Origin of the sequence: Acholeplasma laidlawii PG-8A, from assembly GCF_000018785.1 — a bacterium.
Classification (GTDB): domain Bacteria; phylum Bacillota_I; class Bacilli_A; order Acholeplasmatales; family Acholeplasmataceae; genus Acholeplasma; species Acholeplasma laidlawii.
Genome location: NC_010163.1, coordinates 227,593 through 242,421, shown reverse-complemented (window position 1 = coordinate 242,421; position 14,829 = coordinate 227,593). Strand labels below are relative to the sequence as shown.

The following is a 14,829-nucleotide window of genomic DNA, read 5'->3' as shown; positions in this document are numbered from 1 at the left end:
TTCACTCCTATATCATTTTAAGCTTTGAAAAAGCTATACGCATATAAATCATCATTAAAATGATTCCTAAAAATATAAATAATCCACTACCTAAAAATAATGCAAACAAACTCATCACCACATAGGGTGTTAACACATAAATAGCTATTTTAAATTTGAATTTAAATGGAATGAGTGTTCTAGAAAAGGTGGCAGAAATAAATACAAAGAATATCAGTTCTATTGCCGATGACAACAGTGTAACAAAACTACTAAACACTTTGGTTGGCCCACTATATTCTATGGCGATGAGATTCATAGCTCTAATGAATTTATCAATGTTTGTTAAAGAATAATCTGAGAAATTAAAATTAGATAGACCTAACTCATCATAACTATATGTTTTAGCAAGTACACCAAAGGTATATAGTTTTACACCATCTTTGACTAAAATGATGCGAATACCTTGGTATTCTGGACTTGTTGGTGTATTGACAATACCAATCGTATAGATATCTATATTCATGTATTTATCTTGATTTAAAAATGCTTGTTCAACGATCAGTTCACCATCTACTATGATGTGAGTTCCACTTAGTTTTTCAACAAATTGATCTTTAATTTCTATTTTATTACGATCACTAAATCCATTGTTTGCCCAGCTTATCATCATAAAAGGTAGTGCAGTAAGCATGAGCATTAAAAAAAAGTAAACCCAAACATTTAGCCATGAGTCTTTTAGGTATAAGTATAATTCACTTGGTATTAACAGAGCTCTTTTAAATCTTTGGTACATATTGTTATACTTCCTTCTTAAATTATTATAACATAATAGGACAGTTATGATAAAATTAATATTGGTGAAACTATGAACTTACTAACAAAAGAAAAACATTACAACACATTAAATAATTATTACAGAAAAACTTATAATCAAAAAGTGTTTAAAGTTGCTTTAAACGCAGGCTTTACTTGCCCAAACATTGATGGAACAGTTGCATCCGGTGGATGCACCTTTTGTTCTTGGATGGGTTCAGGTGACTTTGCCGGAGATAAAAGAGATTCTTTAAAAGTGCAGTTTGAAAACATCAAACAACAAATGCATAAAAAATGGAAAGACGGCTTATACATTGCCTACTTCCAAGCAAACACAAACACCCATGCACCACTTCCTAGATTAAAAGAAATTTATGAAGAAGCAATTACACTTGATCCAAAAATCGTGATGATATCACTAGGTACTAGACCTGATTCATTACCTGAGGATGTTTTAGATTACTTAGAAGAACTAAATACTAGAATGCCTGTTCAAGTGGAACTAGGACTTCAAACGATACACCAGTCTACTAGTGATTTGATCAATCGTGCTCACGACCTAAAAACCTTTGATGATGCGGTTTTAAGGTTACATAAACGTGGTATTGAAGTGGTTGTACACATTATTAACGGTCTTCCAACAGAAGATAAAAAGATGATGTTAGATACTGTTAAACACTTAAATACGCTACCTATTCAAGGCATTAAAATCCATATGCTTCACTTAATGGAAAAAACAAAGATGGGTTATGATTACATACAAAACCCTTGGGAGTTATTAACACTTGAAGAGTATGTTGATATTACAACTGACCAACTTCTTTGGTTAAGACCGGATATCATTGTTCACCGTGTCACTGGTGATGCACCAGAAGAGATGTTAATCGCGCCACTTTGGACAAAAAAGAAGTTTGTTGTTTCTAATGAAATTGATAAGCGATTAAGAAAATTAGGGCTATTTCAAGGAGCTTACTATGAAGAAAGCAAACGTAATTGATCTCGCACACAATATCTTATTAAAACATATTAAACCACATATGACGATTGTTGATGCTACCTGTGGTAATGGTCATGATACTTTGTTTTTGGCATCTAGAGTAGAACATGTACATGCATTTGATATTCAACAAGAGGCACTAGATAATACTAGATCTCTCACGAAAGATTTAGACAATATTACATACCATCATACATCACATGAACATATAACAAAACTCATCTCAAATTATGATGGTGTCATCTTTAATCTGGGTTACCTACCAAAAGGTGATAAAAGTATTACTACTCACCACATATCTACTGTAAACACTTTAAAATCCTTACATGAAAAAAATCAAGGATTTGTCTTGATTGTTGCTTACCCAGGCCATACTGAAGGCATAATTGAACAAGTCGCTCTACAATCTTTTTTAGATAAACAAGATATTAAGTATGAAGTCATAAGACTTCCTCATATTACAAAAAAAGATGCACCGCTAATTTATTTTTATACATACTAAATACATACATTATAAAAAACAGAGACGATTAAATTGTCTCTATTTTTTATCTTATTATTTATAATCAATTTCCAATTTTTCTACAAAATCAAATAATTGTTCAAAATCACTTGCGGCTGACATGATAAGTCCATGACATACTACAATCACTTTATCTAGATGTTTGTACTTATCTAAAACATTAAATAACCTAGATTTTAAGTGTTCATAAGTTTCCCAGTGATACACGGTAGTTTCATTCCTTATACCTTTTGAATCACGATATTCCTGGTAAAGTTTTCTAAAATCATCAATTTGAAATTTGTGCGTCATATCTGGCATCCATTCGTGCAAGTCATTTTCCACGACTAACTTAATGTTTGTTATCCTTGAGATTGTAGCAGCAGTTTGAAGTGCTCTCGTGTAAGGTGATGAAATAATGATGTCAGCACCTAATAACGTCTCATCTTGACCTCTAAATTCTGCTTGTTGCTCACCGTTAACAGTTAATCTGCCTAAGTCATGTCCCATGCCAAAGTAGCCTCTTTCGTCTACTTCATCATATCTTGGTTCTGCGTGTCTAATTAATATAAATTTTGCCATACGAATCCCCTTACTCTATGTTTTAAATCTATTATACTTTATAAAATTTATTTTTTTATATTTCATATAATAAAAAAGTGCTTCTATTCATATCACTTAATATGATTTTAAATAGAAGCACACTTTATTTATTTTATCTTACGACGATATTTACAATCTTATTTGGTATAACAATAACTTTAACAATTGTTAATCCTTCAACATGCTTGATGACATTTTCATGTTCAAGTGCTAACTTTTTAAGATCTTCTTCGACCATATCTTTTTTCACTTGAAGTCTACCACGTAGTTTTCCGTTTACTTGGATAGCGACTTCAACTTCAGTTTCAATTAAGAATGATTCATCATAGGTTGGCCATTCAGAATAAACTAAATCTTCATGATGTTTTAACACAGTCTCATTAATTTCTTCTGTTAAGTGTGGTGCAATTGGATTTAATAATTTTAAGAATCCTCTTGCTTGAGCTGCACCAATTACTTTAGTCTTATAAACTTCATTAACAAAGATCATCATTTGTGAGATTGCAGTATTAAATGCTAACTTTTCATAATCTTCTGTAACTTTTTTGACTGTTTGGTGATAAACCGTTTGAAGCGCATCTACTGGTTGTTGTGTGATTTCAAAATCAAACATTCGCCAAACACGGTCTAAGAAACGTTTTGCACCCTCTAGTCCTTCATTACTCCAAGGTTTTTCAGCTTCTAAAGGTCCCATAAACATTTCAAATAGTCTTAGTGCATCTGCACCATGACTTTGAATAAAGTCATCGGGTGAGACACTATTTCCTTTTGATTTACTCATCTTAGAGTGGTCAGCACCTAAAATCATACCTTGGTTTACAAGTTTCATGAAAGGTTCTTTAGAACTTACAAAACCTAGGTCATAGAAGAATTTATGCCAGAATCTTGCATAAAGTAAGTGACCTACTGCATGTTCTGTTCCACCAACATAAAGATCGACTGGTAAGAACTGATCAAGTACTGCTTTAGCTTCCTTAGAGTCAAGTGGGATATAACCTAAATTAGATTTTAGGATGTAGCCAATATAATACCAGCTTGAACCTGCTAGTTGTGGCATGGTGTTGGTATCACGTCTACCTTTTTTACCGTTGATATCTACATATAACCAATCACGTGCGTTAGCTAGTGGTGATTCACCTGTTCCACTTGGTTTTATAAATTCAAGATAAGGTAATTCTAGTGGTAATTCATCATCTGGTACTAAATGAATTTGTCCATCTTCATCATAAATTACAGGGAATGGTTCACCCCAATATCTTTGACGACTAAATACCCAGTCTCTTAACTTATAAGTGTAGTGTTTGTACCCTTTTTTGCGATCTTCTAAATGTTTAGTTATTTTTTCAATAGCTTCTTCATTATATAAACCATCAATAATGCCTGAGTGATGATGGATACCGTCTCCAGTATAAGCACCTTCGCTACCACCTTTAATAACTTCAATAATGTTTAAACCATATTGCATAGCAAACTCATAGTCTCTATCATCATGTGCTGGTACTGCCATAACAGCGCCCATCCCATATTGAGGTAGTACATAGTCACCAATCCAAATTGGAATTAATTGGTTTGTTAGTGGGTGTTTTGCAAAAGCACCAGTAAACACACCTGTTTTAGATTTATCTGCAATACGATCTAAATCTGACTTCATTTTAGTTTGTTCAATGTATCTTAATACATCTTTTTCTTCATCTTGAGTCACAATTTTTTCTACTAGTGGGTGTTCTGGGGAAAGTACACAGTAAGTCACACCGTAGATAGTATCAGGTCTTGTAGTAAATATTTCAAATTTATAATCTGTGGATGCCACTTCAAATTCAATCACGGCACCACTGGATTTACCAATCCAGTTGCGTTGCATTTCTTTTAGGTTTTCAGGCCAATCCACTAAAGCAAGATCATCAAGTAGTCGATCTGCATACTCAGTGATTCTTAATACCCATTGACGCATTGGTTTTTTAATAACTGGGTAATGTCCGCGTTCGGATACCATTTGTCCATTAATGATTTCAATTTCATCATTAGCAAGTACTGTACCTAAACCTTCACACCAGTTGACTTCAACATCTTTTAAGACCGCTAAACCCTTCTCATAAAGGCGTTTAAAAATCCACTGAGTCCATTTAAAATACTCAGGGTCTGTTGTAGCTAGCTCTTTATCCCAATCTACACCTTTACCCATTTCAATAATTTGTCTTTTGAAATTACTAATATTTTGGTATGTGAAAGATTTTGGATCTTTTCCGGTTGCGAGCGCATATTGCTCAGAAGGTAACCCATATGCATCCCATCCCATTGGATGTAATACATTATATCCTTGCATACGTTTAAAACGTGACACGATATCTGTTGCTGTATATCCTTCAATGTGCCCTACATGTAGTCCTGAGGCCGAAGGGTATGGAAACATATCTAAAACATAGTATTTCTGATGAAATCTATCGTTTTTGGTTTTAAACAACTTATTGTCTAACCAATGTTTTTGCCATTTTTCTTCTATTTTTCTGTGTTCATATTTATGCATATTTTTAACCTCACTCATTCACTCTATTATATACAATTCTAGGACTTTTTTCAATGCAAAAAAAATCCCCTCTATAGAGGAGATAATTTTTACTATTGATTGTCTTTGATATATGAAACCAAATCATTCACAGTTTTGATATTTTGTAGAACTTCGTCTGAAATTTCAATTGAGAATGCGTCTTCTACAGTCATGATTAACTCTACAGCATCGATTGAATCTGCACCTAAATCTTCTACTAATCTAGCATCAGGATTTACTAAAGATGCATCTACTGCAAGTTCATCAACGATAAGTCCTTTGACTTTATCAAAAATATCCATATTAAAAACCTCCTACAGTTTTCCTAATTTGTACAGTTAATTATATCATAAAAAATCTTTTGTATAGTGTTTTGATATCACAAAAGTTTTAAGTTCAAAGTATTTATAAAAATATTACGAATTTATAGTGTTTATCCACTATGAAATACATGATATAATAGTTGTTGAAAGTTGAGGATGATTATGAAATTTTTAGTTGGAACTTATACAAGAAACACTTCAGAGGGTATATATTTAGTCGATGAGGGCAAAGTTTCTTTACATCAAAAATTATTCAACCCTACCTATTTTACAGTTCAAGATGGTTATTTATTTACATTAGCACACGGTGGTATTGAAATTTATCAAGGTGAAACTTTAATTTATGAAGATCACTCTGAATATAGCAGTCCTTGTCATTTATTTTATGAACCGTCGTTAGAAATGATTTTTACAGCAAACTATCATGCTGGCCAAATCTCTACTTATAAATTTGATGGTACATTGACCAAAAAGATTCAAACAATGATTTATCCGACTGGTTCTCATGCACACCAAGCATACTATGATAGTGCTAGCCAAACATTATTTGTATGTGATTTAGGTTTAGATACAATTTTTACTTATACAATCGGTCAAGACTTAAAGTTAGTACCTAAAAAAGATTTAACGCTTCATAAAGGTGTAGGACCAAGACACTTGGTTGTATCTGATAAAGGCTTTGTTTATTGTTTAACAGAACACTCACGTGAAATCTATGTATTCAATGAAAAATTAGATTTTGTTAAGAAATATAAAACCTTAGATAAAAATTTTCAAGGTATTAGTGGTGCTGCAATCCGTATTACAGAAAACGGTAAACACTTATATGTTTCTAATAGAGGCTTTGATGCGATTACACACTTTGAAGTTTTAGAAGACGGTTCATTACGTCAAAAACGAATTTATAATACAAATGGTAAACATCCAAGAGATTTTAATATCTCATTAGATGAATCTCATTTAGTAGTAGGTAATATGCATTCAAATAATGTTGCTATCTTTGAAAGAAATCAAGAAACAGGTGCACTTAAGTTTTTAAAAACTATAAATGTTCCAGAACCAAGCTGTATCGTATTTACTACATAATATATATAAACTCCTTTTTAATCCAAAGGAGTTTTTTTATATACTTTTATAAAATATGGTAATATGTCAGTAAAAGAGGTGGTTTTTGTGGCAAAGTTTGAATCTGTAGAAAGTTATTTAAATAGTTTAAGTGGTAAATCTCTTAAATATGTCGAAACAATACGTTCACTTATATTGAATTTAAACAAAGATATTCATGAGTACTCAGCATACGGATTATTAGCTTATAAAGTGAATGGATATACATGCTATATTGGAGGATTTGCTAATCACGTCGGTATCTATGGACCAATATCGGATGTGATTAAGCTTTACAAAGAACCGTTACAGTCCTACAAAGTATCTAAGGGCACTATCCAGTTTCCACTAGATAAACCACTAGATCTCATGCTTATAGAAAAAATAATTAAAACCTCACTTCATCTATAAAAAACGAATCCTTGAAATTTTAGGATTCGTTTTTTTAGTATATTAATTATTTAATTTCGCCGTTACGTAAAGCTTTTAATGCTTTTGACCAGCCTAGTAATTGTGTAAATAACGCTTCTAGTTCTGGAGTATGCCATGCGCCTGGTGCAAATTCTTGTTCAGGTGTCATTGCATTTTTAAAGTCTGATACGAATGAAATGTTGATTTGTTGTTGTGTCATAGCAATTTGTTGATATGCTAAGTGTGCTCTAAAGCCTACAATACCACGAGCAGCTCCTAAGAAGCCATATCCTACGAATGCTAATGCTTTATTGTTAACTTCAGCATTTAAAAAGTTAAATGCATTCACTAAAGCACCTGGTACAAGGTGGTTGTATTCTGGTGTTACTAAGATGTAGCCATCATATGAAGCCATTGTTTCGCTCCAGTTTTTTAAAGCAATTCCTTGACTTTCAGTTGGTGTAGCACCTAATAGTGGTAAATCAAATGATTTTAAATCTACTAATTCATAAGTAACATCTTTGTCATTTCTTTTTTGACCATTTTCTAAAACCCAATCAGCAACAACTTTTCCATTTCTTCCTTCTCTAACAGAAGCAATAATAATACCTATTTTTAAACTCATAGTTTTTGTTTCTCCTTCATAATCTAATGTTATGCATCTATAATATTACGAATTCGAAATATATTCAAACTATGTGCTTCAAGGCTCTACTTTATGTGTTAAATAACAAAATTACCGTCTTCAAAGACTACAACTTTAGTACCGTCTTGTTTTGTACCTACAATTTTTAAGTCTTTAGAACCAAACATGAAGTCAACGTGTGTCATAGAATTATTGTAACCCTTCTTTTCTAGTTCTTCAATTGGTGTTTGGTTACCATTTTTAATGTTCATTGGATATGCACGACCAAGTGCCATATGGCAACTTGCGTTTTCATCAAATAAAGTGTTTAAGAATAAGATATCCATATTTGATATTGGTGAGTTGTGTGAAATAAGTGCAATTTCACCAATGTATCTTGAGTTTGCATCAAAGTCTAAGATATTCTTTAATGCGTCTTTTTCTACACGAGCATCAAAATCAACGACTTTACCATCTTTAAATTCTAACCAGAAATCTTCAATAATTACACCTGAGTTATTTAATGGTTTAGTTGCTACTACTTTACCTTGAGTACCAAATTTGTATGGCATTGTAAAGGATTCTTCAGTTGGAATATTTGGGTTAAATACTACACCGTTACCAGCTTTTTCACTACCACCAGCCCAAACATGGTCTTGGATAAGTTCAACAATAAGGTCTGTACCTAAACTGTTTGTGAAATGTAAATTTTTAAAGTTAGCATCATTTAATATTTTATTATTTCTTGCTAAGTATTCATTATGTTTAACCCAATCTTGAACTGGATCATTATCAATTCTTACTCTACATGCATTAAAGATTGCATCCCATAATTTCTCAATACCATTTTCAACTTGTAAATTAGGGAATAATTTTTTAGCCCAGCTTGGATTAGATGCAGCAACAATTGTCCATTGTGATTTGTTACCCATCGTGTGTTCTCTAAAGAACTTAAGCATTTTTGAAGATTCAATCATTACTTCTTGCATTTTCTTGCTATCAACACCAGCTAATGCATTAGGAATTGGTGAAACAATAGAAATGAATGCTGCATTTTGATCTACATAATATTTGTATTGATCAATAGACCATTGTGGCATTTCTTTTAAATTTTCTGTTGTTGCATAATCATATGAGTGTTTAGAAACAATTTCATCACCCCAAATGATATGTACTTTTTTAGCACCAGCGATATAAGCTTGTTTTGCTACTTCTCTTGTTAATTCAACAGCTTCTGTTGATGTACGTAAGACAACTACTTGACCAGGTTGTACGTTTGCACCTGTAACTACAGCAAGTCTTGCATATTTTTCTAATAATATTTTGTTTGGCATGTTCTACACCTTAACTTTCTTTATTTTATTTATAATATATTTATTTTCTACTGCTTGGGTTTGATCCTTTGTTGCTTCAATATAAACATAGGTATCACTTAGTAGTTCTTTATATGACTTATATTGATTTGGAAATACGGTTAAATCTAAACTTATACCATTACTAAAGGTAATAAATGCCATTTCATCACCTTTTTTAGTTGTTATTATTTTAACACTTTCTATCATACCAATGGTGCGAATTGACTGTTCTTTTAGTGATAATGGCTTTAATTTGTGTGTTTCATTTAAACGTATGAGTACTTCATCCTTTAAATATTTCAAATTAAACCCTAAGACTTCAATCTCTTTTTCCTTCAGTGTATTAAACGGCAATTCTTCTAACCTTGTTTTCTTATAATCATCTAAAAACTGTTCAAATCCTGTTTGATTTAAATTATTTTGATCTAAGAGTTCTTTATGATTCAGACCAAAGACATCTAATGCATTTGCATGAATTAAGATTTCAATAGATTTTTCATTTAATACCTTAAACACTTTTTCTTTAAAATGATCATACGAATCAAATGGTTGAAGTTCAACTATTTTTTTAGCTGTTGTTAAACCAATGCCTTTAATCATCGTAAGCGGAGCTAAGATACCTGATTTATAAGGTATAAAGTCTAATTTTGATAAATTAATGTTTGGTGGATAAACAACTAAACCTTTATTTTGAGCATCAAGCACTAACTCTTTTAAGTAGGCAGTGTTTGAAGTGTTTTGACTCATAAGCACGGATATAAAGGATGCATAATAGTGTGTTTTTAAATATGCCATGTAATAAGCGATAAATGCGTATGCCACACTATGACTTCTGTTAAATCCGTAATCAGCAAATTTTTCTATGTGATTATAGATTTTTTCAGCAGTTTCGGCATCACGATTTAGTCGTACGGATTTTTCTATAAACCGCGCCTTTTCTCTATCAATCATATCTCTATTCTTCTTAGAAATCGCACGTCTTATAATATCTGCTTCACTTAGTTTATAGCCCGCATACACTTGAAAGATTTTCATGATCTGTTCTTGATAGACAATAATCCCATACGTAGGTTTTAAGATTTCATCAATATCACTATCTAACTTTTCATATGTATCACCATGTCGCCTCTTTATATAATCATCGATAAACTGCATCGGCCCCGGCCTAAATAATGCAAGTAATGCAACAATATCTTCAAAGTGAGACGGTCTTAACTTTCTAATCACATTTCTCATACCTTGAGATTCTAGTTGAAAGACACCTTCTACATCGGCATTGGATAGTAATTCAAATGTCTTTTTATCATCTAAAGGCATGTCAGATAATTTTAATTTGTTTTGTTCTAACTTTAATATATCTTCAATCATGGTTAGATTCTTTAAGCCTAGAAAATCAATTTTTAAGAATCCAAGTGACTCTAGATCACTCGCCTCCAATTGAGATTGATATATATCTTTAGGACCATTCATTAACGGTACTAAAGTAGTTAAGTCTTGTTTAGATAAGATGATACCTGCTGGATGGGTCCCTGTTTGACGAGGTATACCTTCAATTGTAGAAGCTACTTTAACTAATTTTTGTGCTTCTCTATCACTTTCATCTAAGATACCCTTGGTGTGACTTGCAATAATTGCATTAATACGTTCTTGACTTAAATTCATTTGTCTTGCAATATCACGCATGGATGTTTTGGTTGTTAAGTTTGTAAATGTAGTCATCGTTACAACATGATTAAGTCCATATTTTTCTTTAACATAGTCAATCACTAAATCTCTTTTAACATCTGGAAAATCTAAATCGATATCCGGCATGGATTTTCTATCGATGTTTAAGAAACGTTCAAATAATAAATCATATTGTATGGGATCTACTTCTGTAATACCTAAGCAGTAGGCAACCAAACTACCTGCCGCACTACCACGACCGGGACCAACTAATATATCGTTTGTTTTAGCAAACCTTACAAAATCATAGACAATTAAAAAGTAATCGTCATAACCCATTTGGTGTATAACTTCTAATTCTTCATTTAATCTTTGAATATAGTCGGTTGATTTTCTAACACCACTATTTTCCAACCTTTTTTCTAGTCCTTTATGTGCAAGTGCATATAAATAAATATGGCTTTCAACATTATCCTTTGTTGGAAAAACAGGTAGGCTTTGGGTATTATCTAAATACGTATAGTTTACACGACCAAAGACAGCGTCTACGTTTTTAAATATATTCTTTTCTTGTTCATATTTTTTAACTAATTCATTTTTACTCAATAAATGCATGGAAACATTTAATGATTTAAACTGACTATCTTTAATTGTATTTACAATGTCATAAGTTGTTTTATTTTCTTCATCCTCATAACTTTGTTGATATGTAGGTAAATACTTTAAATCTTCATTTAAGGCGATTTTCTTCAAAATAGGTGTTATCTTATCAACTTCAAAATCTGTTGCATTACCCAGTCCTAAATAGAAGTTTTTTAGTGATTTATGTAATGAAGAAATAACTTCATAAATACGCTCACTCATCTCATAATGTTGGTAGATAAAACTTTGAGTACTTGGTAAAACAATGATCAACTTATTTAATAGTTGAACACAGGATTCAAATGGTATATCCGGTGTTCTAGCTGTTAATGAGTTTAATTCAATCAGTGATTTTAATGCTTCATCATTTTGTGCATAGATGAGTAAATCTAAATCATAACCAAGTACTTTAAATGTTTTTTGAAATCCTAAAATTAAAGGTATTTGATATTTTTTACTTAAGACTAAAGCTTTATATAAACCGTGTAAATTATTATCATCAGTAATTGCTACAAAGTCTAGGTTTTCCTGTTTTGCATGCTTAAAAATAGTCTCCAGATGGAGCGTAGATTTTAAGATAGAATATGAACTTTGCGTATATAGCGATCCAATCAAATTAGTCACACCTCATATTACTATTATACCTAAAATAGCAAAAAAGGATTAAAATCCTTTTAGCTTTGAGCAAATCTTTTAGCAATCTCTTTAATCTCTTCTGATTCTTTTCTTGATGGCATGGATGCAATTTTTATACCCTTTTCAAAAAGGTTTAAGCCAAGATCGTGTACACGCTCTTCCCAGTAATCCATCCATTCACCTTCGCCCCAACCATAAGAACCAAATAAGAGTAGTGGCATATCACCTAAAATAGGTTCTACTTCTTCATACCATGGTAAGAATTCTTCAGGTTCCAACTCTTCAATACCCATAGATGGACAACCAATTGCCACTTTTTCATAATTTAAAATATCATCTGCTAAACAATCATCTATTTGTTTTAAATCTGCTTCAACCCCTGCAGCGATAATACCATCATAGATATTCTTAGCCATGACTTCTGTATTCCCTGTTCCGGTCCAGTATACAACTAAAATTGCCATATCATACACACTTTCTACATTCATTATTATACTAGTTCATATTATACTAAAAATACTAGATATTTTCACGTTTTTTGATGTATATGTAGTAAATTATGATACTACCTAAAATAATTACACCACCAACAATATAATATATGTAATCCATTACATCATTTGTAGCTTCTATGGTGAGTAAGACTTTAATTTCTGAGTAATTTCCGGATGAATCATGTACATAAAATAGTATTTCATAGTAACCCACTTGTTGGATAGGTACAAATTGCGGGTTCATTTTAACTAAATTAGATATATCACCATCATAGTTATCATAAGCAGTTACATGATCTTTATAGTTAAAGTATGCACCTTTTTTGATGGTGATATGGGTTGCTTCAATCACTGGTTTTTCAAAATCAGTTAAGTAGATATAAAGTAGTTGTGTTCCTACATTATTCGATTTATCAGTTAACTCATATATCACCTGATATAAGCCCACTTTATTAAAATCTAAAGTAGACTTATATTTTATATCAAAGATAGATAAATCTTTATCATAACTGTCAAACACACTTTCTACATACGATAGATAGTCAACACTATCTACACCGTAAGGAAGATATACCTGATGTGTCTTTAAAATAATTTCAGGATAACTTAAATCAATGATTTTAATCACTATGTGTTCTACTGTTTCATTTAAAGAACTATCTATAGCACGTATTGTAACTTGGTGTTCACCAAGCTCTTTATAGTTCATATCAGCATCTTCTATGATAACTACTATATCCTTATCATAATTGTCTTTGACTTCGATTATTTTTAGATAGTCCGGTCTTAAAAAGTTTGTTATCATAAGTTCACTAGGTACTTTTAAGACTGGTGCTATCTGGTCAATGACGTTTACAATCACTGGATACTCTGCCACATTTTTTGCTTGATCAACTACTTTTATAATGACCCGGTAAGCACCCAACTTTGACATCGTGATACTTCCTGTTTTAGTGATTGTTAAATCTTCTAATTTGTTGTAGTTATCTTCAATGATTAAGTAGTCATAAATATATGGCTCTAAACTATGTACATCAACATAAATATCTTCTCTCATACTTACTTTAGGTGCTTCGTTATCTATAACTTCAACAGCAAGTTTTGCTTCTCCTATTAAGCTATTTGAATCTCTTATGTTATAAATCACTTCATATTTACCAAGTATGTGGGTATCGATGTAGCTTGTTATTAAAACATCTTCTATGTTTAAACTATCCACATTATCTTTAACATCTATGATAAAGGACCTTAGATAATCATTAGTGAGGTCGGTTAAGTAATTTACCTTTATATTGTTCGTTTTTAATACAATAACCGGACTTGTTGTGTCGACTACTTGTACTTGAACATCTACAGTGACTTCATTTCCTGATTGATCTTTTACAGTAACTGATAAAGGATAGCTTCCGGGATTTTGATAGTGGATCAATGTATCATCATAACTTACATCAAGCACAGTGTCATAGTTATCACTAAAGGTAAAAAACTTATCTAAATTTAAGGCCTCTCCTATTAAAATTGTGATACCCGCTTTTTGCTTGATTACGGGTTTTACATTATCTACTACATGGATAGTTGTTACCCAAATCGATTCATTAAATGCTTTATCTTTTACACTGTATGTCACTTGATAACTACCCAGTTGATTCAAGTTCACTTGACCAGCATAGATGTTTAAAATTAAATCCTTATCTACCGTATAGTTATCTGTATAGTTAATAAGTGTTTTATAATCAATGGATTTAGTTCCAACATCTACATAAAAATCCATAGGACCAGTTATCGTTGGTGGCATCGTATCCTTGACAATAAAAGTAATAGCTACTTCACTTTCAAATCCTAAGGTAGGAAAGTGCGCTCGGTACCAAACCGTGTACGTACCTACTACATGGGTTCTAATGACGCTAAAACTTGTGTAGTTGATTTCATATTCATAATACATTAATTTATCTACTGCAACTTCATCATTTACATATAAAGTAGCCTCGGGCAAATTCTTATACTTATCCAGTGATGCTCCAATAGGCATTAAAATCACTTCATTGGTCCATAAAATAGCAATATTCATAAGTAGATTAAAAAAAGACAGCATGTTTTTTACCTCCTATTATATAGTAGGAAACATACTGTCT

At 31.8% G+C, this 14,829-nt stretch carries 13 protein-coding genes; 4 read left to right on the top strand and 9 right to left on the bottom strand.

The window, feature by feature from the left end; all coding sequences use genetic code 11:
* Positions 1 to 7 precede the first annotated feature (7 nt).
* The gene (locus tag ACL_RS01210; RefSeq protein WP_012242203.1) at positions 8 to 775 is read right to left on the bottom strand and encodes a hypothetical protein; all 768 of its coding nucleotides are present in this window, start codon (positions 773 to 775) and stop codon (positions 8 to 10) included.
* 60 nt (positions 776 to 835) lie between these two features.
* Between ACL_RS01210 and mnmL the strand changes: the two genes are divergently transcribed.
* Both mnmL and mnmM read left to right on the top strand, forming a co-directional pair.
* A complete protein-coding gene (gene mnmL, locus ACL_RS01205; protein WP_373419243.1) occupies positions 836 to 1,792 on the top strand; it encodes a tRNA modification radical SAM protein MnmL/YtqA in 957 nt (318 codons plus the stop codon).
* Positions 1,770 to 2,294 carry a tRNA 5-(aminomethyl)-2-thiouridylate-methyltransferase MnmM gene (mnmM, locus tag ACL_RS01200; RefSeq protein WP_012242201.1) on the top strand — a complete coding sequence of 175 codons (525 nt, stop codon included), beginning with the start codon at positions 1,770 to 1,772 and terminating at the stop codon, positions 2,292 to 2,294. Before mnmL ends, mnmM begins: the two co-directional genes overlap by 23 nt.
* A gap of 54 nt (positions 2,295 to 2,348) precedes the next feature.
* On the opposite strand, the gene ACL_RS01195 is transcribed toward mnmM, so the two are convergent.
* The 3 genes from ACL_RS01195 to acpP form a co-directional block, all read right to left on the bottom strand.
* Positions 2,349 to 2,876 (bottom strand): histidine phosphatase family protein, encoded by a 528-nt coding sequence (locus ACL_RS01195; RefSeq protein ID WP_012242200.1) that lies wholly within the window; start codon positions 2,874 to 2,876, stop codon positions 2,349 to 2,351.
* A gap of 133 nt (positions 2,877 to 3,009) precedes the next feature.
* Positions 3,010 to 5,421 (bottom strand): leucine--tRNA ligase, encoded by a 2,412-nt coding sequence (gene leuS, locus ACL_RS01190; protein ID WP_012242199.1) that lies wholly within the window; start codon positions 5,419 to 5,421, stop codon positions 3,010 to 3,012.
* Positions 5,422 to 5,513: 92 nt separating this feature from the next.
* Entirely contained in the window at positions 5,514 to 5,744 is a 231-nt protein-coding gene (gene acpP / locus ACL_RS01185) for an acyl carrier protein (protein WP_012242198.1), read from the bottom strand.
* A gap of 177 nt (positions 5,745 to 5,921) precedes the next feature.
* Here acpP and ACL_RS01180 point away from each other — a divergent pair, with 177 nt between their 5' ends.
* Together ACL_RS01180 and ACL_RS07145 are read left to right on the top strand one after the other, a co-directional pair.
* Positions 5,922 to 6,851: a lactonase family protein gene (locus ACL_RS01180; RefSeq protein WP_012242197.1), complete on the top strand. Its 930-nt coding sequence runs from the start codon at positions 5,922 to 5,924 to the stop codon at positions 6,849 to 6,851.
* A gap of 87 nt (positions 6,852 to 6,938) precedes the next feature.
* Entirely contained in the window at positions 6,939 to 7,280 is a 342-nt protein-coding gene (locus tag ACL_RS07145; protein WP_049751936.1) for an iron chaperone, read from the top strand.
* 46 nt (positions 7,281 to 7,326) lie between these two features.
* On the opposite strand, the gene ACL_RS01170 is transcribed toward ACL_RS07145, so the two are convergent.
* From ACL_RS01170 to ACL_RS01150, 5 genes are all read right to left on the bottom strand, one after another.
* Entirely contained in the window at positions 7,327 to 7,905 is a 579-nt protein-coding gene (locus ACL_RS01170) for an NADPH-dependent FMN reductase (RefSeq protein WP_012242195.1), read from the bottom strand.
* A gap of 98 nt (positions 7,906 to 8,003) precedes the next feature.
* Positions 8,004 to 9,239, bottom strand: a complete 1,236-nt coding sequence (locus tag ACL_RS01165) for an aminopeptidase (RefSeq protein ID WP_012242194.1) — start codon at positions 9,237 to 9,239, stop codon at positions 8,004 to 8,006.
* Positions 9,240 to 9,242: 3 nt separating this feature from the next.
* Complete coding sequence (locus ACL_RS01160) at positions 9,243 to 12,182, bottom strand: DNA polymerase III subunit alpha (protein ID WP_041633735.1); 2,940 nt, start codon at positions 12,180 to 12,182, stop codon at positions 9,243 to 9,245.
* Between the two features lie 59 nt (positions 12,183 to 12,241).
* Entirely contained in the window at positions 12,242 to 12,691 is a 450-nt protein-coding gene (locus tag ACL_RS01155; RefSeq protein WP_099750358.1) for a flavodoxin, read from the bottom strand.
* A 31-nt stretch (positions 12,692 to 12,722) separates the two neighbouring features.
* Positions 12,723 to 14,789 carry a hypothetical protein gene (locus ACL_RS01150; RefSeq protein ID WP_012242191.1) on the bottom strand — a complete coding sequence of 689 codons (2,067 nt, stop codon included), beginning with the start codon at positions 14,787 to 14,789 and terminating at the stop codon, positions 12,723 to 12,725.
* Positions 14,790 to 14,829 lie beyond the last annotated feature (40 nt).

Bases quoted from the DNA above. Each gene is read 5' to 3' on its own strand.
- ACL_RS01210 (WP_012242203.1), bottom strand. From the start codon at position 775: ATGTACCAAAGATTTAAAAGAGCTCTGTTAATACCAAGTGAATTATAC.
- mnmM (WP_012242201.1), top strand. From the start codon at position 1,770: ATGAAGAAAGCAAACGTAATTGATCTCGCACACAATATCTTATTAAAA.
- ACL_RS01195 (WP_012242200.1), bottom strand. From the start codon at position 2,876: ATGGCAAAATTTATATTAATTAGACACGCAGAACCAAGATATGATGAA.
- leuS (WP_012242199.1), bottom strand. From the start codon at position 5,421: ATGCATAAATATGAACACAGAAAAATAGAAGAAAAATGGCAAAAACAT.
- acpP (WP_012242198.1), bottom strand. From the start codon at position 5,744: ATGGATATTTTTGATAAAGTCAAAGGACTTATCGTTGATGAACTTGCA.
- ACL_RS01180 (WP_012242197.1), top strand. From the start codon at position 5,922: ATGATTATGAAATTTTTAGTTGGAACTTATACAAGAAACACTTCAGAG.
- ACL_RS01170 (WP_012242195.1), bottom strand. From the start codon at position 7,905: ATGAGTTTAAAAATAGGTATTATTATTGCTTCTGTTAGAGAAGGAAGA.
- ACL_RS01165 (WP_012242194.1), bottom strand. From the start codon at position 9,239: ATGCCAAACAAAATATTATTAGAAAAATATGCAAGACTTGCTGTAGTT.
- ACL_RS01155 (WP_099750358.1), bottom strand. From the start codon at position 12,691: ATGAATGTAGAAAGTGTGTATGATATGGCAATTTTAGTTGTATACTGG.
- ACL_RS01150 (WP_012242191.1), bottom strand. From the start codon at position 14,789: ATGCTGTCTTTTTTTAATCTACTTATGAATATTGCTATTTTATGGACC.